This is a genomic window from Pseudomonas sp. StFLB209, from assembly GCF_000829415.1.
GTDB lineage: Bacteria > Pseudomonadota > Gammaproteobacteria > Pseudomonadales > Pseudomonadaceae > Aquipseudomonas.
Window position 1 is genome coordinate 4,969,932 of the sequence record NZ_AP014637.1, and the last position, 21,354, is coordinate 4,991,285.

General features: G+C 54.8%; 16 protein-coding genes. 7 read left to right on the plus strand and 9 right to left on the minus strand.

The window, feature by feature from the left end; all coding sequences use genetic code 11:
- Window positions 1-34: 34 nt before the first annotated feature.
- From PSCI_RS22315 to PSCI_RS22330, 4 genes are all read right to left on the minus strand, one after another.
- Window positions 35-1,522, minus strand: coding sequence for an efflux transporter outer membrane subunit (locus PSCI_RS22315; protein WP_045491171.1), 1,488 nt, complete (start codon window positions 1,520-1,522; stop codon window positions 35-37).
- Window position 1,523: 1 nt separating this feature from the next.
- Window positions 1,524-4,688: an efflux RND transporter permease subunit gene (locus tag PSCI_RS22320; RefSeq protein ID WP_045491173.1), complete on the minus strand. Its 3,165-nt coding sequence runs from the start codon at window positions 4,686-4,688 to the stop codon at window positions 1,524-1,526.
- 32 nt (window positions 4,689-4,720) lie between these two features.
- Window positions 4,721-5,866, minus strand: coding sequence for an efflux RND transporter periplasmic adaptor subunit (locus PSCI_RS22325; protein WP_003435170.1), 1,146 nt, complete (start codon window positions 5,864-5,866; stop codon window positions 4,721-4,723).
- A 252-nt stretch (window positions 5,867-6,118) separates the two neighbouring features.
- A complete protein-coding gene (locus PSCI_RS22330; protein ID WP_223272536.1) occupies window positions 6,119-7,471 on the minus strand; it encodes an FG-GAP repeat domain-containing protein in 1,353 nt (450 codons plus the stop codon).
- A gap of 202 nt (window positions 7,472-7,673) precedes the next feature.
- Between PSCI_RS22330 and PSCI_RS22335 the strand changes: the two genes are divergently transcribed.
- Window positions 7,674-8,573 (plus strand): LysR family transcriptional regulator, encoded by a 900-nt coding sequence (locus tag PSCI_RS22335; RefSeq protein WP_003435167.1) that lies wholly within the window; start codon window positions 7,674-7,676, stop codon window positions 8,571-8,573.
- Between the two features lie 203 nt (window positions 8,574-8,776).
- On the opposite strand, the gene PSCI_RS22340 is transcribed toward PSCI_RS22335, so the two are convergent.
- Both PSCI_RS22340 and PSCI_RS28815 read right to left on the minus strand, forming a co-directional pair.
- The gene (locus PSCI_RS22340) at window positions 8,777-9,928 is read right to left on the minus strand and encodes an MFS transporter (protein ID WP_003435165.1); all 1,152 of its coding nucleotides are present in this window, start codon (window positions 9,926-9,928) and stop codon (window positions 8,777-8,779) included.
- Between the two features lie 163 nt (window positions 9,929-10,091).
- A protein-coding gene (locus PSCI_RS28815) for an IS3 family transposase (RefSeq protein WP_144403305.1) occupies window positions 10,092-11,254 on the minus strand; the annotation gives its coding sequence in 2 pieces (ribosomal slippage) (window positions 10,092-10,999 and window positions 10,999-11,254; 1,164 coding nt in all).
- Between the two features lie 1,033 nt (window positions 11,255-12,287).
- Here PSCI_RS28815 and PSCI_RS22360 point away from each other — a divergent pair.
- Entirely contained in the window at window positions 12,288-13,217 is a 930-nt protein-coding gene (locus PSCI_RS22360; protein ID WP_045491181.1) for a hypothetical protein, read from the plus strand.
- Between the two features lie 210 nt (window positions 13,218-13,427).
- Window positions 13,428-14,180 (plus strand): SIR2 family NAD-dependent protein deacylase, encoded by a 753-nt coding sequence (locus PSCI_RS22365; RefSeq protein ID WP_045491182.1) that lies wholly within the window; start codon window positions 13,428-13,430, stop codon window positions 14,178-14,180.
- A gap of 69 nt (window positions 14,181-14,249) precedes the next feature.
- On the opposite strand, the gene PSCI_RS22370 is transcribed toward PSCI_RS22365, so the two are convergent.
- Window positions 14,250-14,603 carry a hypothetical protein gene (locus PSCI_RS22370; protein WP_045491184.1) on the minus strand — a complete coding sequence of 118 codons (354 nt, stop codon included), beginning with the start codon at window positions 14,601-14,603 and terminating at the stop codon, window positions 14,250-14,252.
- Between the two features lie 464 nt (window positions 14,604-15,067).
- Here PSCI_RS22370 and PSCI_RS22375 point away from each other — a divergent pair, with 464 nt between their 5' ends.
- The 3 genes from PSCI_RS22375 to PSCI_RS22385 all read left to right on the plus strand — a co-directional run bounded on the left by PSCI_RS22375 (window position 15,068) and on the right by PSCI_RS22385 (window position 18,681).
- Window positions 15,068-15,850, plus strand: coding sequence for a DUF5131 family protein (locus tag PSCI_RS22375; RefSeq protein WP_045494750.1), 783 nt, complete (start codon window positions 15,068-15,070; stop codon window positions 15,848-15,850).
- Between the two features lie 31 nt (window positions 15,851-15,881).
- On the plus strand, window positions 15,882-17,111 hold the full coding sequence (locus tag PSCI_RS22380) for a three-Cys-motif partner protein TcmP (protein ID WP_045491186.1): 1,230 nt from the start codon (window positions 15,882-15,884) through the stop codon (window positions 17,109-17,111).
- Window positions 17,112-18,384: 1,273 nt separating this feature from the next.
- Window positions 18,385-18,681 (plus strand): DUF6124 family protein, encoded by a 297-nt coding sequence (locus PSCI_RS22385; protein ID WP_144403306.1) that lies wholly within the window; start codon window positions 18,385-18,387, stop codon window positions 18,679-18,681.
- Between the two features lie 105 nt (window positions 18,682-18,786).
- On the opposite strand, the gene PSCI_RS22390 is transcribed toward PSCI_RS22385, so the two are convergent.
- Together PSCI_RS22390 and PSCI_RS22395 are read right to left on the minus strand one after the other, a co-directional pair.
- Entirely contained in the window at window positions 18,787-19,596 is an 810-nt protein-coding gene (locus PSCI_RS22390; RefSeq protein WP_231906463.1) for an alpha/beta hydrolase, read from the minus strand.
- An 85-nt stretch (window positions 19,597-19,681) separates the two neighbouring features.
- Window positions 19,682-20,584 (minus strand): LysR family transcriptional regulator, encoded by a 903-nt coding sequence (locus PSCI_RS22395; RefSeq protein WP_045491190.1) that lies wholly within the window; start codon window positions 20,582-20,584, stop codon window positions 19,682-19,684.
- A 107-nt stretch (window positions 20,585-20,691) separates the two neighbouring features.
- Between PSCI_RS22395 and PSCI_RS22400 the strand changes: the two genes are divergently transcribed.
- On the plus strand, window positions 20,692-21,354 hold the full coding sequence (locus PSCI_RS22400; protein ID WP_045491192.1) for an RraA family protein: 663 nt from the start codon (window positions 20,692-20,694) through the stop codon (window positions 21,352-21,354).

Sequence of the window (21,354 nt, forward strand, 5' to 3'; positions counted from 1 at the left end):
ACAGGTCAACGGTTCATCAGTGACGTCAGACGCGCTAGTTCACAATGGAGGCGTCTGTTGCCGAGACTGAAGTGCCCTCCGTCCATCCACCTCCCAACGCCTTGTAGAGCGACACCAGGTTGCTGGCCCGTGATACCCGAGCAGCTACAAGACTCTGGTTGGCGTCAAACAAATCCGTCTGGGCTTCCAGTACCGAAAGATAGCCATCGACGCCGCTGCGGTATCGCAGGTCGGACAGCTCAAGACGCCGGGTCTGTGTGCTCTCATACTGCTGCAGGTACTGAATCTGCCGGTCATAGGTGCGTCGGGCTGCAAGCCCGTCTGACACCTCGCGAAAGGCTACCTGGATCACCTTTTGATAGTTGGCAACCTCTATGCGCTTCTGAACCTGGGCGGCATCGAGATTCGCCCTGTTGGCACCTCCTGCGAAGATAGGTACGGATATTTGCGGCACAACGCTCCATGCCCCCTGCCCGCCCTGAAACAAGCCCCGGGTCGAGGGCGATAGAGTGCCGTAGCTGCCAGTGAGCGATACGGTCGGAAAGAATGCCGCGCGTGCGGCGCCAATACTCGCATTGGCGGCAATAAGCGACTGCTCCGCCGCTGCTATGTCTGGACGGCGCTTTAGTAGTTGGGACGGCAGGCCGGCCGGGATGTCGGACAATAGCGCCTGATCGGATAGAGACAACCCAACTGGAAGCCCTTCAGGGATGGGCTGACCGATCAGTAGAACCAGCGCATTTTCATCCTGGGCGCGCGCCCGCGTATAGGCCTCAAGGCTGGCGGATACCTGTTCTACGATGCCTTGGGACTGATGAAGATCGAGCTCGGTCGCGATACCGTTATCAAAACTGAGTTTCGTGATGCGGTATGACTCCTCAGCGTTCTTTAACGTGGATCGGGTCACTGCAAGCTGATCGTCGCTCCCTAGCATTGCCAAGTACTGGTTCGCCACCTGTGATACCAAGAGCATCTCAGCGGCTTTGCGCGTCTGAGCTAAGGAGAAATATTGCGCCAATGCCTCATCCTTCAGGCTTGCGATCCGACCGAAGAAATCCAGCTCCCACGAGACATTAAGTCCCACTGAATACTCGGTTGACAGCTCTGCCCCGTCGCTCGAAAGGTTGCTAGGCGTTCGCTCCCTTGATGCTGAAGCAGCTGCATCCACATACGGCAGTAACTGGGAGCGTGTGATCCGATATTGAGCCCGGGCGACCTCCACATTCAGCATGGCGATCTCAAGGTCTTGATTGTTCCGCAAAGCCAGTGCGATGAGTGCTTGCAGTCGCTGATCGCGAAAAAACTCACGCCACCCTACTTCACTGGCAGGCTGCTCTGCTCTTGCCTGCTGCGCGCCATTGTTGGGCGGCTGTACGAGCCCGCCCTGATAAGCCGATCCCGATGGAAAGCTGTTAGCGATCGCAGGCTCCGGCGCCTCATATGAGGGCTGAAGATTACATCCAGCCAGCGCGACTGCGAGGCATGAACAGGTAATCGCTCCAAAGGCTCTTGCCCTCGACATATCACTGCCCTCCTTGCGTCTGTGGTGCTGTACGCTGCGGTACTTCAGGAGCCGCTTGTGCATTTTGTTTTGCACCAGAGAGCCTGCTCACCAAAACGAAGAACAGCGGGGTCATGAAGATCGCAAGGAAGGTAGAGGCCAGCATACCGCCGATCACACCAGTGCCAATGGCATTCTGGCTGGTGGAGCCCGCACCACTGCTAAATACCAGTGGCAAAACACCCAGAATGAACGCCAGCGAGGTCATCAGGATTGGACGAAGACGAAGACGTGCGGCCTCGATCGCTGCCTCCACCGCGCTTCGGCCCTGATCCTGGAGGTCTCTTGCGAACTCCACGATCAAGATCGCGTTTTTTGCAGACAAACCTACGGTGGTCAGCAATGCAACCTGGAAGAACACGTCATTTTCCAGACCCCGCAACAAAGCCGCTGCCAGGGCGCCAAGAATCCCCAGCGGGACTACCAGGATGACTGAAACAGGAATCGACCAACTTTCGTAAAGCGCTGCTAAGCAGAGGAAGACGAAAACGATGGAGATGGCATACATGATGGGGGCTTGAGATGCCGACTGCCGCTCCTGCACGGAGATGCCTGTCCACGCGTAGCTGATTCCCTCCGGAAGGTCTTTCAACACCTCCTCCATGGCATCCATCGCTTGCCCGGTGGAATACCCATCTGCAGCATTACCATTGATCTGAACCGCCGGCACACCTTGGTAACGTTCGAGCTGAGGCGACCCGTAGATCCACTCGCCGGTACCAAACGTGCTGAAGGGCACCATCTCACCTGCATCATTACGGAGGTACCAATCGTTGAGATTTTCAGGTGTCATCCGCCATTGGGCATCAGCCTGGACATAGACACTCTTGATTCGGTTGTCGAGGTCGAGAAATTTGTTCACATAGGCCGAACCCCAAGCAACAGAGAACGCCTGGTCTATCCCGGCAGCGGTGAGACCCAGCGCGCTGGCTTTCTCGCGATCAATGTTCACTTTGAATTTCGGGGCATCGTTCAGGCCGTTGGGGCGAACGTTTTGAACCACTGGCGAGGCGTTGCCCCGCTCCATCACGCTGTTCCTTGCTCTCATGAGCGCGTCATGACCTACACCACCGCTGTCCATCAGTTCCAGGTCAAAACCAGACACATTTCCAAGCCCTGGAATCGCTGGAGGATTACCCGCAGTGATGTTGGCATCTTTGTAATCCGCAAAGCGTGCGTTCAGTCGGTTCACCAGATCCTGGGCTCTAGGTGCATCGCCGAGCCTGTCCTCGAATGCCTTCATCTGAACAAAGATCACCCCAGAAGTCTGCGCGCGTCCTGGAAAGCTGTAGCCATTGATTTCCCAGGTAGACGTGACGATGTCTTTTTCATCCTCACGCAGATATGCGCTTACGTCACTGAGTGCTCGACTCGTCCGCTCTTGGGTTGCCCCCGGTGGCGTTGTGACCACGACGAATATCCGGCCCTGGTCTTCGTCCGGCAGGAAGCCCGTGGGTACGCGCAGAAACATGAAGACAGCAGCGCCGGTAAGCAGAACATAGAGCAAAATGTATCGAGATGAAGCTCGAATAACGCGCTGTACACCGACGTGGTAATTAGCCTGGCCGCGATCAAAGATGCGGTTGAACCAGCCGAAGAAACCTGTCTTTTTTTGATGGTCACGCCCAACAGGTTTCAGCATGGTTGCGCAGAGTGCCGGTGTGAGGATCACGGCTGTCAGCACCGACAGCACCATCGCCACCACGATGGTAAGCGAAAACTGACGGTAGATAGCGCCGACCGAACCACTGGCAAACGCCACAGGTACAAACACGGCACCCAGAACTACTGCGACGCCAATCAGCGCTCCGGTGATCTGGCCCATCGCCTTGCGAGTCGCCTCCTTCGGGCCAAGGCCCTCCTCGACCATGACCCGCTCCACGTTCTCAACCACTACGATCGCGTCGTCAACCAATAGCCCGATCGCGAGCACTAAACCGAACATCGACAAGGTGTTGATGGAGAACCCTACCGCCACCATTGCAGCAAAGGTGCCCAACAACACCACTGGCACAGCGATGGTCGGAATAAGCGTCGCTCTGAAGTTCTGCAAGAAGAGGTACATGATCAGGAATACCAAAACGATGCCTTCAATCAGCGTTTTGAAGACACCTGTGATCGCATCTGTCACGAAGGGCGTTGTGTCTTGTGGGTATTCAATGACCACACCTGGAGGCGCGAACGGTGCAAGCTCTTTCACACGAGCTCGCACACGCTCAGCCACCTCCAAAGCATTCGCACCGGTAGCAAGTTGCACACCAATGGCAGCTGCAGGTTTACCGTTGTAAAGCGTGAGATAGTTGTAGTCTTCACCGCCAAGCTCGACTCGGGCGACATCCTTGACCCTCACCTGCGATCCGTCAGGCTCAACTTTCAGAAGGATATTGCCGAATTCCGTTGGCGTACGCAGAAGGGTGGCTTCGGTGATGGTGGCCTGCAGCATCTGGCCTGGAGCAGGCGGTGTTCCTCCCAGCGAACCGCCTGCGATCTGCACATTCTGAGCTGCGATCGCATTGGTTACATCTGTGGGATTCAGCTTGTAGTTGTTGAGCCTGAGCGGGTTGAGCCAGATCCTCATGGCGAACTGGCGGCCGTAGAGTTGAACCTGCCCGACCCCGTCCAGACGACTTACCGGATCTTGAATATTGGAGGCGACGTAGTTGGCGAGCTCGTCTCGATTCATCGAGCCATCGGCTGAGATGAAGCCTACAGCCAATAGTGTGCTGCTGTTGGACTTAGCGACCTCAATGCCCGTCTGCTGCACCGTCTGTGGGAGCTGAGGTGTGGCAAGCTGAAGCTTGTTTTGCACCTGAACTTGGGCAATATCGGGGTTCGTGCCCGGAGCAAATGTCAGCGTGATCGCCGCCTGACCGAAATCATCGCTAGTCGATGACATGTACATCAGGTGATCCAGGCCACGCATCTGCTGCTCAATTACCTGGGTCACCGTGTTCTCCACCGTGCTGGCGGATGCACCCGGGTAACGGGACTGAATTTGTATTGTGGGTGGTGCAATGGTTGGGAATTGAGAAACCGGCAAATTCAAAATGGCGGCGATGCCGGCTAGCATCAAGATAATTGCCAAGACCCAGGCAAAAATAGGTCGATCAATAAAAAAGTTAGCCATATGGCACGGGCTCGCTGGTTGAGGAGTGAGGGCTATGCGCTAGGGCTAGTGCGGGTGTCGCCACCTTGTGGTGTACCGTCAGCGGTTGAGCCATTGAGCTGGGCGGGGACGGTTTTGACCTTTGCACCAGGTCGAGTTTTGTCGGTTCCCTGCACGATCACTCGATCGCCAGGTTTCAGGCCACTAGTAACAATCCAGTAAGTGCCGCGCGTGCCTGAGGTGGTCAGGACGGCTTGGGAGACTTTGTCATCTGAGCCAACGATCAAAGCGATAGGCCGGCCTGACTGATCGTGGGTTACGCCTACTTGGGGGATCAGCATTGCGCCATTGTTCGTCCCCTCCTCCAAACGTGCCCGCACAAACATGCCAGGTAATAGCGTCCCGTTTGGATTTGGAAAAACGGCCCTTACTGTTACGGAGCCAGTGCCTTGATTGACACTGACATCGGAAAATTGAAGCTTGCCTACCTGTTCGTACTGGCGGCCATTCTCAAGCGTCAGTGTGACCTTGGCAGCATCGTTGCCTTGGGTCTGAAGCCGGCCTTCCTGAATGTCGGTACGAAGCTTTAAGCCGTCGGCGCTTGACTGCGTAAGATCGACATACATGGGGTCAAGCTGCTGCACGGTGGTCATTAGCGTCGCACCGGTAGCCTGCACATAGGCACCTGGTGTGACCTCTGAAAGGCCTATGCGCCCGCTGATGGGTGATACGACATCTGTGTAACTCAGGTTGATCTCTGCACGCTCAACCATGGCCTTACCGGCTGCGACATCCGCTACAGCTTGGCCCTGAGCTGCGAGAGCGTTGTCATAGTTTTGCCGACTGATCGCATTGCCCTCAACCAAGACTTTATAGCGTTGCACTTGTGCATTTTCTGCGACCAAGCTGGCTTGAGCCCGCGCTAAGGTCGCTTTTGCGCTGTTCAAGGCCGCGACGTAGGGGGCAGGGTCAATCTTGTATAACCGTTGACCTGCTTTTACGTTTGCCCCCTCCGTGAACTCTCGCCTAAGCACAATACCGTCCACTCGCGCTCTGACTTGGGATACCAGATAGGCATTGGTACGCCCTGGAAGATTGCTGAAGACTGGTACGGAGCTGGTTTTGACGGTGATAACGCCCACTTCAAACACCTTTGGCGGAGCCGCTGCCTCAGGCTGGCTGCACCCGGCTAATACCATTAGTGAGGCTACGAATCCTCCTCGAAAAACCATGTTTACATGTGCACGGGACATATCAACCTCAGTCTCAATCGCTAAAATTCATTCGTGACTGGCAGCTAGCCTCGGAAGCTCCGAGGCGCGAGGCAACGTCCCCCAGGCGCTGAATTCTCTGGGGCACGATGCGTGGATTTTTGTTTGTCGACTGCGCTTTGAATTACTTGCAGAAGAGATCAACGCTACTGCGAGCGGCGTCTCAAACCCCATTGATGGCTACTGGGTCTCGGCCTTCGGAGAGTTCAAAGGAGTCACAGCCGGGCGTGTCGCCTCATAGGCGTTTGTATCGCTGAGTAGAAGACGGGCTTGCGTACCCCAACCGCCGATGAACACATCTTCTCGACCGTCGCCGTCTAGGTCGCCACGACCCATGCTCCAACTGCGGCCAACTGTGGAACCAGGCATCACATCGCCTGTGACGTCGCGGAATTGGCCCTTTCCGTCGTTTTGCCACGCACGAACCTGGAGAGGCACGAACCCAGGCACATCAATGGCGCCGACGAGCAAATCGGGATTTCCGTCGTGATTGAAATCCACCACGGTTCCACCCCAACTTGAGAACTTGTGCGCAGGCAGACGCCCGGCAGTCTCATCGCGAAAATGACCTTTGCCGTCATTCACCAGGATGCGAGTTTGGGGATCCTTGTCCCAGCCGAAGTTATTGCTGGTGATGTTGAAGAAGACAATGTCGAGATACCCGTCCTGGTTCACGTCGACGACCTGAACCTCTCGACTCTCCATCGGAACTCGCAGGTCGAGTTGCGATGAGGCGTCTTTGAAGTGACCACTGCCGTCATTGATTAGCAGCCGATTTGGGAACGCTGGACTGGCCAATACCATGTCCAAATCGCCGTCGCCATCCATGTCTGCAAGCGCTACTCCCTCGGTCTGATCGTTGGTATCAGGGAGATGGGTCTTCGTGGCATTGATAAAGTAGCCTGGGCGTTTGGGGTCATTTAGAAAAAGCAGATTGCGTGCAGGGATGATCTTCGCATCTGGGGCATAGGCTGTCTCACCTGTGCTGCCAATCACGATGTCAGGTAGCTTGTCCCCATTCACGTCGCCGAGAGCTAGCGCATTACCTTGGCTTGTTTGAGGCAAACGCTCACTGGCATCGGTAAAACCACCCTTTCCATCACCTAGAAATAGTTGATGGATCTCATCCGCCTCGGCCACGAAGACGACGTCCATGTTGCCGTCGGCATTTAAGTCCGCCGCGCGAACGTGCTCGCTGTCGTGGATGCCCTTGCCGAAAGCGCCTGGCTGCTCTACCAAGCGACCCTGGCCATCGTTTAGATAAAGGCGATTTACGCCATGCTCTACGGAGACGACAACATCAAGGTCGCGATCCTTGTCCACATCGATGAAAACCGAGTCGGTTGCATGCAGGCTCGGGGCGATCGGTACATTCGTGGATGTGGCGTCCGCGAAAAACTCCGTTGGTTTGTCAGTCAGAATGTCAAAGGCATCAGACCCGCTCTTCTCCTGATCAGCCCAGGAGCACCCGCTTAGTACTGAAAAAAGGCCCGAGGTTAGCCAGGCGACAGGGGCGTTGAATCTGCTTTTCATGAGGTGTCCTTCAGTCATTAGAGCGTCCAGCGCGAAGCTGCAAAACTCAATTATTCACTGGGAAGTCACCGAGAATTAGGGCGAAAAAATCGAATGAGGCTATGACGTTGCGTCATAAATGAAATGGGTATGGCCCGGAAAACCGCACCGGGATATGATCCGCTCACGGGATGGGCACACCGTTTATGACATGGGTAACTAAATGTTTCAAGATGAAATGGGTAGCCTCATGGCTTTTGTGGCCGTGGCGGAGGAGCGTAGTTTTACGCGGGCGGCAGGCCGACTGGGCACTTCCCAATCGGCGCTGAGCCATAAAATTCGCAGGCTAGAAGCACGCCTGGGAGTTCGTCTTCTCACAAGAACCACTCGCAGCGTTTCACCAACCGCTGCTGGCGAGCGATTACTGGAAACACTGAAGCCTGCACTAGCTGACATCACTGCCCAGCTTGAGAGCTTGACTGATGTGCGGGATAAGCCTGCCGGTTCCATCCGGATTACCACAGCGGATCATGTAGCTGAGACCATTTTATGGCCTGCCCTCAATCGATGGCTGCCCAAATACCCTGACATTGAGGTAGAGATCACCGTCGACAATGGATTCGTGGATATTGTCGCCGAGCGCTTCGACGCAGGTATCCGGCTTGGCGAAAACTTGGACAAGGACATGATCGCTGTTCCGATCGGGCCGATGGAGCGCTGCGTCATCGTCGGCTCGCCTTCGTATCTGGCCAAATACCCCGTGCCTACTCACCCTGATCAGCTCGTCAACCACCTGTGTATCAATCGCCGTTTCCCCAGCTTGAACGGTAAGTCTGCCTGGCACTTTGAAAAGGACGGCCAAGCGACACAGGTTCGGGTGTCGGGTCAGGTAGCTTTCAATCGACCAGAGATGATCTTAGAGGCCGCCGTAGCGGGATACGGGCTGGCATGCCTGCTGGACTCTCAAGTCATTCACCAAGTCGAAGCGGGACGCTTGGTGAGAGTGCTGGACGATTGGTGCCCTGCCTTCCCTGGCTACTACCTGTACTACCCAAGCCGCCGACAAAACACCTCGGCGTTCCAGTTACTCGTCGAAGCTCTGCGGTACTCTAAGTCAGAGTGACATCAAGCGAATGCCCCGACATTCAGGTGCGGTTCCGGCAAAAATTTTAGATGATCAAACAAAGTGATTACGCCCAGCCAAAACCGCGAAGATGACCTGGAGCGCCGCACAAGCCAGCAACAGCGCTAGCGGCACTTCCCATCCGCCAAAAAGATCATGAAGCCAACCGCACATGAATGGGCCTGCTGCGCCGATTGAGTTAGCTAGGCAGGCGTGAGCCGGGCTCTGACGAGCAATGCAAGCAATACGAAACCGCCACCCAGGCAGCCTATGAACGCTAAACCGATATGGTCTATCAACAACCCTCCGGCGACAGAGCCAAGCATGATTCCAACGTTAATTGCACTGACATTGAATGCGCCTACGAGCTGAGCGTTGGCACCGGCCCGGCGTAGCACATCGATCCCTGTCATGAGGCCCGCAGCTGCGTGACAGCAGCCCACTGCTGCGATGACGAAAGGAATCATCCACACCGTGGTGCCGAACAGGGATAAGGCCGTCAACGAAATTGCGAGCACGATAAGCAGGCGTTTAAACATGCCCTCAAGTGGATCTGGTATGTGCCTGGAGACAACAAGGTTACCCACGATGTCGGCTACACCGTATAACGCCAAGACAGGTGTGACGTATGCGAATGGGAAATGGGTGTAACGGACGAGGAAGGTAGCGAGGTAGCTGAACACCGCCATTATCCCCCCGAAAATCAACAAGTAGCTCAGCAGTGCCCGCACAATGTCGGGGCGGCACACCGCCCTGAGTCGCTCTGACAATGTAGATTGGAGCTGAGACCCATCTCTCTCAGGCACGTGAATCCAGCGAATGACCATTGCCAAAGCTAGAGCGCTGAGCACCGCCATCAGCAGCAACGCATCTTCCCAACGCCAGGCATCGCTCACGGCCTTACCCAGAGGAACGCCTACCACCGATGCGATCGAAGCACCGATGAGCACTCGGGAAACTGCAAGACTTTTAGCCTCAGGCTTGGACATGGCCGCAGCGGCCAATGCAGCATTCGTCCAGAACATCGCGACACCTACCCCGCCCAATGCGCGGCCTATCATCAACAAGGCGAAATTGTCAGTAAGCGCGCAGATGGTATTGCCGAGGAACAAAGCGACACAGGCCGTGATCAGTAACAAGCGTAGACTGACTCTGTGCGTGAACGCCGCTATTAACGGCGCACCCACGCCCATGCCCAGTGCAAAGGCCGTGACAAGCCAGCCGGCATTACCCACGGTTATCTGTAGCGCAGACGCGATTTCAGGTAGCAGCCCTGCGACGATGAATTCTGAAGAAAGCATGACAAACGTGGTGAAAGTCAGAGCATAGACTTTGGGGTTAAGCGAGTGAGCCATAAATGTCCAACATCTCTAATGAAAGCGGGTGCGGCTTGAGTGGAACAAGGCTGATCTTTACAGCCTGCAAATTGGGACGGTCTGTGGACTCTGTTTTCAAATGTGCACTTCTACATCCTCATCACTGCTTTGCGTTCGGCTACCCAGGTTCCGTGTGTAGTGGTCAACTGATCCCGGACACGACGTTAAGTTTTTTCTCGGCCTGAGCCGGAGCCAGCCCACCGTTGAACTGATGCGGTCGAATCCAGTTGTAGCGATGCGTCAGGTAATGGCTGATGTCTCGGTGTGCCTCTTGTACCGTCATGTAGCCCACGGTCGGTATCCACTCAGTTTTCAAGCTGCGAAACATACGTTCCATCGGCGCATTATCCCAGCAGTTTCCACGACGACTCATGCTCTGGCGCATGCGGTAACGCCAAAGCCGTTGGCGGAACGCTCGGCTGCCATATTGCGAGCCCTGATCCGAGTGGAATAGCAGTCCTTGAGGCCTGCCACGCTGCTCGTAAGCCATATCCAACGCCTTGATCACCAAGTCCGCGTCGGGTTTGCTCGACAGTGCCCAGCCTACAACTCGGCGTGCGTAGAGATCCAGCGCGACAGCCAGGTAATGCCATTTCCCTTGAGCCCAGATGTAGGTGATATCGCCACACCAGACCTGGTTGGGAGCCGGAACTTCAAACTCTCGATTCAAGATGTTCGGAATATCCGGCCGCTCAACCGTCGCTTGTTTGTAGGCATGTGATCCCGGTTGTTTGCTGACCAACGCCAGTTCCCGCATCAGGCCACGCATCTTGAACCGCCCGATTTGCTCGCCATCTTCCTGCATCATCGACACGATGCTGCGGCTGCCGGCAGCGCTTCGACTCTGCGTAAACAGTTCGTTGACTCGACTGCGTAACCGAAGTCGCTCAACGTCCGGAGTTCGACGTCGGATGCGATAGGCGTAGTAACACGAACGCGTGACATCAAAGATTGCGCAAAGCCAATCGACCGGCTCTTGGGAGCTCAGTTGATCAATCAGCGCATGCGCTCGTGTTCTTCCGACATCAAGAGCGCGGTAGCCTTTTTTAAAATGGATTTCTCCCGCTCAAGACGAGCGATCCGAGCTTCCAGCTCTTGGATTTTCTGCTGCTCGGGCGTCAGGGCTTTGCTCTGGGGCGTGACGCCATTGCGCTCTTGCTGAAGCTGGTTGACCCAGCGACGCAGCGCGGATTCGACAACCCCAAGTGAACGGCTGGCTTCGATATGGCTATAGCCTTGATCGAGCACGAGGCCTGCGGCCTCGCGTTTGAATTCAGCGGAAAAGGTACGGCGTTGTTTGGTCATCAGACACCTCTATCTGGCGAGCATTCTCGCCTAAATGGGTGTCCGGTTTCATTAGACCACTACAATTTCGGGCAGGAGTTTGAGTCCGCCATCATTGCAGATCTAATACATCAGAAACATTACCACTGCTCGGCGCAAGACCTTCGCCCTGCTCGCTTTCGAAAACTACCCCGCCCAGGAGCAGCCTACGATTTTCAAGGCTACTTTCCCGGCCACGGCTGGCACGGTGTTTCATGGACGCAGTGCATCGACCCCAGAGACGAAATGGCATGGCTGGGTCGCGCTCTCCGGGACGCCGCGTACCCTATAGTTTCGAGCTACAGGGCGATGCATCCAATGTGCGAACGCTGCGGCGAAAAACCGTCAACGGAAGTCGACCATGTGTCTCCCGAGTTCAACGTAATAGTCACGCAGATCACTCAGACGCTGAGCACTTCTCAGCTTGAGGAGATATTTTCCCGCTTCGACTGGCTGGAAAGAGAGCCTTTCTCGTTGCCGCCTGGCCACTCTGCTTTGCAGCTCCTTGATGACGCACATCAGGCTGCGATTCTCCAGGCAGTGTGCCAGCCGTGCCATGTCCTCAACGGTAACGAACGCCGGCGCCAGGCGATTTAAATGCTCGCTATGAACCGAGAGAAAAACCTCGCGGGATAGTTCTTAGCCCCTGCATTTGCTGGCAAACGAGCCCGTGAGGAAGATTTCGCAAGAAGTGATTTGAACATCTCGCTGGTACGAATTTGAGACCCTGCATGTCGCATTATCCGCAGCCATCCGCCTAAGAAATCCGTGACGTCATGATTGATGTTTTGGCGCTTGCGACGAACGATCTGGGCAGCAGTAGACGTAGTGATCCAGCTTCCGCTGAACACGTAGGAAAACAGCTCGCCTGCAGGTGAGTCAGTACCTTGTGCTCGCAGCACGATGGCAGTAGCCGGCCACAATCTGAGATGCGATATGACCGCCTTTAAGGCTACGATTGGCGAGCGCTGCAACATGTAGTCCATGCCCTGAGCTGTAGACCAAGGAGGAATGAATGGGTAGCAAAATCCCTGAGGCTAGGAACGCTCTTGGAGCAAAAGTCAGTGCGCTTCAATATGAAAAAAACCCTGTAGGACATTTATCCTGCCCATCCAACGGGTGTGCAGCGAGGCTATCTTTCGTCAAGCGACATGACAGACGATACGCCACCAAGACGATTGAGGTGGCTCCTTGCTTCAGGCTGAAGAAGCGGTTCAACCACGATGCTAACTGCAAATATAACCTTGGGGGACAGCTCAGCATCATCGCAAAAGGATCGTCTTCAGATCTGTTTTCGGCCATCTCAGCATCGAAATTTGAGTTTCGTCTTCACATACTGATCAAAGCTCTATGGGAGCTTGATGACGAAGAAGTGGATGCTCGGGGACGAGGCTGGGGATCCCCTGAATCGCAGAACAAAAGCTATGGAAACAAGGGCCGCCTTTCCAACTATCTCAAAACCTTGGGTCAGATACTCGAGCTAAGGGCATTGTGTGAAGACAACGACGAGCTCAAAAACCTCGTTACGCTGAAATCCAAGGAAACCACCATCCCCTGGAATAAATTCTACTTCGATCACAGCAACCTTTGCGACTTCACTCGCTACTACGGTACGGGCACCCTGACAATTCCATTGGCTATTGCCGGGTATGTTCAAGACATTCGTCCACCTAGCGAACGCTTCCCATATCACGTGGCAGAGCTCACCTCTCCCTATGTTGAGCCCGACAAGAACGGCATCGTCCGCAAGCCCGTGCCTCAGGTGATTTTAAAGCAGTCCGCCCTCGCCTCCCTGCTCAAACGCCAACATGAGTACATCTTCTTTGGGCAGTGGAAAGCCCGTGTCCGCAAAACGAGCGGCCGAGGGGAAAATTCTAAGCAGACCTGGCTCTTCGAGAACATCGAAATGTACATTGACCAAGCGGATCATTTCATCGAGTGCTGAACAGGCGTCATTCTGTCCAGCGCATGAAACAGCAAGCGGAGCGCGCAGGCCACCGGCCGTAGCCGTGAGGATGGAACCCCACCGGGCCGAGACACGGAGTGGCTCGGTTTACGACAGCCGTCCGCAGAGCGGCACGTCCAATGTCCAAACAACGTACGACGCCCTCGCAAAAAACCGGGCCTCGGCAAAAGTAAATTGAGGAAAGCAGCGATGCCCATTACCACAATTGCAAAGCACCTTCGGGTAGCCAAACACGTCGTGGTTTTCACCGGCGCCGGTGCATCAGCCGAAAGTGGTATTCCGACCTTCAGAGATGCACTAACCGGCCTCTGGAAAAGCTTCGATGCATCGAAGCTCGCGACAGCCGAAGCATTTCGCGCAGACCCCGCTTTGTGCTGGGGCTGGTACGAATGGCGCAGACGCAAAGTCAGCCAGGCCCAACCTAACGGGGCACACTATGCAATCGCACAGCTCGCCAACCACGTGCCCAAATTGACAGTCATCACTCAGAACGTGGACGACCTCCACGAGCGCGCAGGAAGTCCCGCAGTGGCTCATCTCCATGGGAGTTTGCACTCGCCTCGATGCATCGACTGCAGCGCCGTACACGAGGCCCCTCTCCCTTCTGAGCCACTACCCGAAGCCGGAATTCGCATCGAACCACCACGATGCACCAGGTGTAACGGGTATGTGAGACCAGGTGTTGTATGGTTCGGCGAAATGCTTCCAGATGAGGCTTGGACAAACGCATTGGCGGCCGCAAGAGACTGCGACATGTTCATATCGATAGGCACATCCGGGATCGTTTATCCCGCCGCAGAATTGCCATTCGCCGCTTTGGCGAATGGTGCAAAGGTCGTGCACATCAACCCAGCACGCTTTGCGATTAGCAGTCAGGAATTTTTCGTAGAGGGCACCGCAGCGTTCAGCATGACGTCCCTGGTTGAAAGGGCATTTCTCTAACAGTACGAAGCTCAAGCGTCGCATCTACCAGAGCGAAACGAGAGCGCGAGCAGCAGCCGTTGAGGCAAGTCATCTCCCCATGTGTTGAGCCCAGGCGTCAGCGATGAGTATCTCATTCTCAGTAGGATCCCGGGTCTGCGCGTACTTTTGCTTCAATTGCCATAGGCTCTCTGCGATTGCGAAATCTTCGGCGACCGCAGAAATGTTGATGCGCCCCATGCCTGTTGCCGAAACAGCCTCGGTATCCCATAGCGCTAGCTGAAACTCGCTACTCAGAAACTCCTGATGAGACACGTCCCTGACCCGCACCAACCATTTCTGGAATTCCGTGATCCAGTTTTGATTACCCGCCAAGGAAATTACCTGCTCTTGGAGGCTAATACATGCAGTCCGCAGCTGTTCGTCATCCTTAAGATCCAGCAAGTCCTTTCTCCACAAACGATATTTATAGATGGCGAGATAGTGTCACCACTAGGAGACGGAGGCCAGATCCGACCTCAGCGTAAACAGAAGGTAAGCGACGATATATCGCCATCTCTCACCCTCCCAACCAAGTCGTAGCTGGTGCACCGGCTTGATGGTGAGCCCAGCAGGACTGGGTGCGGGCGCGCATTCTACGCTGAATTGACAGCCATTGCGTTGGCAGTCGCCTTCCCCCTCTCCTTCTCTAAGAGCAAGCCACTTGACGGGAAGCCTCAGGTGCAAAGCGATTTATCGAGCGAATGAGACTATGCTGTATGGATGTACAGATCTTGATCCGCAGAACCGCAATCGCAGCCTCATACCTGCCCTTACGGCAATTAATTCATTATGATGGCCACCGAATTCGGTTCTCTCGGTCAGAAATGCGCCAGTTAGGAACGCAAACGAGGGGGCTAGGAAAGGATATGGCAGAGACACAGATTGAGTGGACAGACTCTACCTGGAACCCGGTAGCAGGCTGCTCCATCATTAGTGCCGGGTGCAAAAACTGCTATGCCATGGAAATGGCACGTCGGCTTGAAGCCATGGGCACCCCGAAATACATGGGTTTGACCCGCAAAAAAAACAAGCGCATCGTCTGGAACGGCTCTATCGTCGAAGACTATGACGCATTGGCGATTCCGTATCGCTGGAAGAAACCCCGTAAGGTTTTTGTGAACTCAATGAGCGACCTCTTCCATGAGAAGGTCAGTGATGAGTTCATCGTTGCCGTGTGGAAGGTGATGCGAGAAACCCCGCATCACAACTATCAGATTCTGACCAAGCGCCCAGAGCGGATGAAACAGATCCTCAACGAAGTCATCACTGAGGTTCTGCCCAACGTCTGGCTGGGAACGTCTATTGAAGATAAAGATGCCGCTGGACGTGTCCAATTCCTGAAAGACACCCCCGCCCAGATCAGATTCATCTCCTTTGAACCGCTCATAGGGTCAGTGGGTAACATCGATCTCACGCGGATCGATTGGGCCATCGTCGGTGGTGAGAGCGGCAACAAGGCGCGTCCGGTTAAGGAGGAGTGGATCGATGAGATCTACACGCAGTGCCTCGAGAGCGGGACAGCGTTTTTCTTCAAACAATGGGGCACGTGGGGCAAGGACAATGTCCGTCGTTCAAAAAAAGCCAATGGTCGAGAATATCGTGGCAAAACTTGGGATGAGATGCCTGTAAAGCTGGTGGGCATGGCCTAGTAGAGACACCGTAGCCTGACAAGGAATATCCATGGTAGGAAAAAATTATACTTGGGAAGAAGGTGCTGTCCTTTCCGAGCACTCAAGGAAAAAACATCAGATTCTTCGCGAATATTTCTACAACTATGTGATGACACGGTGCAGGTCGCCTCTGGTCAGGAAGTTTCGGCTTGCTGTCGTTGACGGCTTCAGCGGTGCTGGCCGGTACAACTGCGGGGCAGCTGGGTCTCCAATCATTTTCGTTGAGGAATTAAGCCGAGCTATCAACGCTATCAACGTCAAAAGGGCGGTGGATAAGATGCCGCTGGTTGAGATTGAGTGCAGTCTGATTCTTAATGACGCTGAGCCAGAGGTCATTAATATTCTGAAAGCTAATCTTGCGCCAGTATTACTCGAGCATACGTGCTCTAACTCTCATTTAAAAATTAACACTCACTACTTTTGTGAGCTTTTCGAGAGCATCTATCCCGGCATCAAAGGCCTGATTCGTGCCGAGCGTCACAAGAGTATTATCTTCAACCTTGATCAATGTGGTCACAGCCATGTGGAGACAGAGTCACTGGTTGATATGATGAGCCTCAATGAGTCTGTTGAGATTTTCTACACGTTCATGATTGAGGCGCTGCTGGCGTTCTTGAAAAAAAACGATCCAGAAGCTCTAAAAGCTCAGCTGTCTTACCTTCAATTGACCAGCCAAGACTTTGAGGTACTGGTTCAGCACACGTCCAAGCGTGAATGGCTGGGAACCGCAGAGCGGATCGTGTTCAACAGTTTCAAAAAATGCGCCAGATATGTCAGCCCATTCTCTATTAACAACCCTGATGGCTGGCGATATTGGCTCATTCATCTTGCGAATTCCCACAGGGCTCGGCAGGTATACAATGATATCTTGCACCAGGATAGTGAAACCCAGGCGCACTATGGCCGATCAGGCCTAAACATGCTTGCACACGATCCAAACCAGGGGAAAACACTTTATCTATTCAACGCTTCAGCCAGGGAGCAAGCGAATGAAGAGCTCTTGGAGGATATTCCAAAATTCCTTCACGACTCGGCACCAACGCTACAGGTAAAAGATTTTTACGAGAAGATCTACAATAACACTCCCGCTCACAGCGATGACATTAATTCCGCGCTGCTCGGTAGCAATGAGATCGTGATCAAGACTTCGACAGGTGGAACCAGACGCAAGGCTACCCAAATCCATACTGATGATGTCATCGCGTTCAAGCAACAACGAAGCTTCTTCTTCCCCAAATGAGCCGCCTCAGCCACGGGTGGCTGCCACCTGTTTCTCATTGGTAACCAGAGAAAGGTGCGCGACATGGCAATGACGCTTTCATAGATGCTTGGTGAAGTTCATGAGATATTGCGCCTAGCAGGTTGTTGAAGAAACTACCTGCGTTGCCATTGCTGAGTTTAAACATGCTCACAAGGCTCAGAGGCCGGTTGAGCGATGCGATCATTTGATCAAAGGCGGCCCAACCATACGTTCCACCAATGCTTTTCAAGGTCGGCACTTCTGAATGAAAATCAAATTACACTCGACCAGTCATGTTCGCTAGCCTCGCCGGTCTGCCAAAGGCTCTAGACGTAGTGTGGCTTGAGAGGATCACTGTCACACAAAACCCACGAAGAAATACCTTCCATTGCCACTGTCGCTCCATACGCGGTGCGCACCCATGGGGGCGCAACTACGTGTTCAGCGTCTGGCGCTTGCTAGAGGTCATCCGCTATGCAAAGCACAGTGATGAAGGTCCTGTCAATATTCACCAAGCTAGGGGCAATACTGTTCGGTTAATTACACAAATCTCGGTGAGAGTTGGCTTGCCAACGAAGACGGCAGCATATTCGCAGCAGATGCTGTGACTTTACCGGCCTCTTCACGAGCGAGCTCGTTCCCAAAGAGATTTGCGGCGCCGAAATGAACACTATTGGAGCTAGCGGGTGGAGCAACATGTCATTACTGAACACAGCCGTTTTGAAAACGAGCCAGATCGAATAAAAGATCCATCGGGAGCCGCCGCTTCTTGGGCAGAGCGAAGTGTGAATCGCTGGCAAGCGACAGCCGCAGCTTCAAGGGACTGACGAAGGTAATTACCTCGCCTACTCAGTTCATCTGGACCTACAACCGTCCAACTCAGCAAAGCGTTCAGCGGATGCTCAAGAGCAGCCAACATTCGGTTACACCTTCACAAGCGCACTACTGCCAAATCACCCCAAGCCTGTAGGACGCTTCTGAATTTTCGCGTTATCCTCCGCCCCCGCTTGTGACGGTCTCCATCGGTCGCTAATGTCCTGTCCGTCGCTCATCGCAGCGATGGGTTTAGTCGCCCACGGTACTAGAACAAGCCAGTCCCTTTTGCGTTGCCATGCCTCTGGCGTAGCAGTGCTGCTTTATGGTGGCTGTGCACGGAGCGCATTTCGGTGCGCACCGGGGTCCCTAGTACCCGGCGACTAATCCGCGCACGGCCACCACCCTTCGTTTAGTCGCAAAGCGTGATGGCTATTACTCGTTACTAGGGATATCTATCATGATCTTATCTACACCCCACCCACCGCCAATACCCACCCTCGCCCTGCCCTTACCCTTGGCCGGCCCCGGCCTGTTCAGCGTCAACCCCGGCATCCACGCCGAGGATGCGCTAATCGCCGCTGCCGATTATCTGGAATGCGCCTCGGCCGCTGCTGATGAAGTCGCCAACAGCCAAAGTATCGAATGCCGGGCAATGGCGCGTTCGGTGGTCCATCAACTGGATATGGCGCGGGTATTGATCGAAGCGACGCTGGCGGCGCTGCAGCAAACTGAGGTTGCAACGCGCAAGGGCTGATGATTTGGGACATGCGGCGGCGGTGAGAGGTCCCGCATTGTTCTGGCAAGGGCCATACGGGCCTCACTTACCCGGCCCCCTGAAGTCAATTAAACATAGGCCGCTTCAAACGCGGTCCTGCAGCCTTTTGATGTGTTGCCACATAAGCGTTGGGTTGGAATACATCGGAAAATGGCCGCACTCCGGAATGCACGCCAGATCGACACCTTGCGCAGCGATGTCGGCAAGGTAAGACAGGTGGGAGTTGCTGACGCCGTACATGTATTGCCGCGCAAATGGCAGCACCAGAAACTTGCTCATCAGCCCCGCATTGTCAGACAGCTCGACCATTGATTCGAAGATCCCGCGCACCGCCCCGGGTCGCACTTTATGTGCAAGGCTGGCGGCGTAAAGTGCGCTGGCCGGGTCAGCTGCCAAACGGGTGCGCTCAATGAAGTCATGGAAAAAGCGCTCGTCATCCTCGCGCGGGTGGTCGTGGATCTGGCGGCTGAGAAAGCAGTCCTCAGGCGCAATATTACCTTCGATATTCACGAAACTGAGCACTCGCCCAGGCTCATTATGCGCAAGCATCAAACCGGTCAGGCCCCCCATTGAGTGCCCTACCAGGTGAAACCGGTCGATACCGAAATGTTTCAGGACCACTTCCGCCGTTCTGACCAACAACGCAATGCCGACGCGCGCGAGATCGTGGCACTCAGTCGCGCCGCAACCAGGCGCATCGTAGGCAATGAAGGGATGGCCTTCGAACGCGGGTTGCAAAGTGATATCTGCGTAATCTTCCTTGGTGGAGCCAAAACCGTGCAGGAACAGGATCGGCGTTTTGGGCCCCGATCGGTGTATGACCGCTAAATCAATCTGCACACCGTCGATGTTCAGCGGTAATTTTTCGTGAGTGAAACGAGCGGAATAAGCCACGGTCATTGTTCCTGTTTATAGACCGGCTCATAGTGAACCCGACCGGCTATTTGTAAAATACGAAAACAGTAAGCTTGTCATATCCTCAAGCTATGGCTGAACGTTGCTTGGCCAGATCAATGACCGCCTCAACTAACGGGTTGTTATGCCCGGCGTGCCAGGCAATAGCGGTTGTAACCACTTTCACTTCCGGGTCGAGGGGGCGAACCAGCACGTTGTTGGGGGCAAGTTTGCCCATTGACGCTGGCACCAATGCGACGCCCTGCCCACAACTGACAAACGCTACCTGAGTAGCAACAGAACGAACTTGATGCACAATGCGTGGAGCAAACCCACTGGCTTTGCACAGCCCTACCAGATAGTCAAAATACACCGGGCTCACATCCCTTGAAGCCATGACCAGTGTTTCGTCAGCCAGTGCCGACAGCCCGATTGCTTCGTGCGCAGCGAGCGGATGATCGTTAGGTAGCGCCACTGCCAGCCGCTCTTCAGCCAACGGTATCGACTGTAGATGCCGGCCCAGATTTCCTTCCAGACGTGCCAAAGCGACGTCAATGTCCCCCGCCTCCAACGCTGGAACTGCATCGGCACTGTCAATCTCGCGTATCGATACGGTGATCAACGGATGATCTTGCTTGAACCGCTCGATTAAAGGCGGCAGCACGTCAATCATTGCCGAGGTGATGGCGCCAATTGTGAGCACCCCAGCGTGCCCGGCGACGGCTTCATGGACCGCAAGCTCGAGTCGTTCCAGCTGCTCCGCAAATTTGCGGACGGCAGGAAGGATTGCACTTCCGGCGGCTGTCAATTGTGCGCCGCGACGAGAGCGGGTGAACAACTGCACACGCAACGACTGTTCAAGTGCCTGGATCTGCTCGGTCAAGGGTGGCTGTGACATGCCCAGACGTTTGGCGGCGCGGCTGAAATTCTGGTCCTCGGCGACGGCCAGGAACAACCACAAATGGCGTATCAGACGGAAGTTGATCACGATTAGCTTCCATAGGTTTAGGATATGACAAGGTTAGCTTCTTAGTAATATACGTATGAAAAAGGTTTGCTGATACTCGTGTCTCACCTACACGAGGTCTGCAACCGATGAGCTTGAAAGCCCCGCTTGATCGCCTGGCAGCGTTGGATACCAACACGATTTCCGATGCTCTGGATTTTTTGAACCTGCCCGGCGCTACCAACGGCCTGCACGCCCTGTGGAACTGCCCGAAAATCGTTGGCCGTGCCAGTACCGTGCAACTGGGTCCGAAGCAGGACAGTGCACCTACCGTTCACTTGATTACCCCGGTTATCGAGAAAGTCACCACTGACGACCGCGTCTTGGTGATTGCCGGTGGGGTCGCCGGCATTTCGAGCTGGGGCGACATCCTGGCCAATGCCGCCCAGCGCAAAGGGATCCGTGGTTCGGTCATCGATGGGTTCAGCCGTGACATCCGGGGCAGTGCCGATATTGGTTATCCGGTCTTTGGTCGTGGGATCACCATGATCAGTGCCCGCAATCGACTGATCCAGACTGACGCGGCTGTCAAAGTGCGCATGGCCGGGGTGGACGTCGACGAAGGCGATTATGTGATTGCTGATGAATGCGGCACGGTATTCATCCCGGCAGCGGCCATCGAAAAGGTACTGGAACTGGCCGAACGCATTGACCGACGCCAGGCCGGCATGGTCGAGGCCGTCCGCGCAGGCCGTTCTGTGGAAGAAGTCATGCATGACACCCAATTCGAAGCCATCAAGGTGGAGCACTGA

What these genes read in the sequence shown, in the direction of transcription:
- PSCI_RS22315 (WP_045491171.1), bottom strand. Translation starts at nt 1,522, where the DNA reads ATGTCGAGGGCAAGAGCCTTTGGAGCGATTACCTGTTCATGCCTCGCA.
- PSCI_RS22320 (WP_045491173.1), bottom strand. Translation starts at nt 4,688, where the DNA reads ATGGCTAACTTTTTTATTGATCGACCTATTTTTGCCTGGGTCTTGGCA.
- PSCI_RS22325 (WP_003435170.1), bottom strand. Translation starts at nt 5,866, where the DNA reads ATGGTATTAGCCGGGTGCAGCCAGCCTGAGGCAGCGGCTCCGCCAAAG.
- PSCI_RS22330 (WP_223272536.1), bottom strand. Translation starts at nt 7,471, where the DNA reads ATGAAAAGCAGATTCAACGCCCCTGTCGCCTGGCTAACCTCGGGCCTT.
- PSCI_RS22335 (WP_003435167.1), top strand. Translation starts at nt 7,674, where the DNA reads ATGTTTCAAGATGAAATGGGTAGCCTCATGGCTTTTGTGGCCGTGGCG.
- PSCI_RS22340 (WP_003435165.1), bottom strand. Translation starts at nt 9,928, where the DNA reads ATGGCTCACTCGCTTAACCCCAAAGTCTATGCTCTGACTTTCACCACG.
- PSCI_RS22360 (WP_045491181.1), top strand. Translation starts at nt 12,288, where the DNA reads ATGGGTAGCAAAATCCCTGAGGCTAGGAACGCTCTTGGAGCAAAAGTC.
- PSCI_RS22365 (WP_045491182.1), top strand. Translation starts at nt 13,428, where the DNA reads ATGCCCATTACCACAATTGCAAAGCACCTTCGGGTAGCCAAACACGTC.
- PSCI_RS22375 (WP_045494750.1), top strand. Translation starts at nt 15,068, where the DNA reads ATGGCAGAGACACAGATTGAGTGGACAGACTCTACCTGGAACCCGGTA.
- PSCI_RS22380 (WP_045491186.1), top strand. Translation starts at nt 15,882, where the DNA reads ATGGTAGGAAAAAATTATACTTGGGAAGAAGGTGCTGTCCTTTCCGAG.
- PSCI_RS22385 (WP_144403306.1), top strand. Translation starts at nt 18,385, where the DNA reads ATGATCTTATCTACACCCCACCCACCGCCAATACCCACCCTCGCCCTG.
- PSCI_RS22400 (WP_045491192.1), top strand. Translation starts at nt 20,692, where the DNA reads ATGAGCTTGAAAGCCCCGCTTGATCGCCTGGCAGCGTTGGATACCAAC.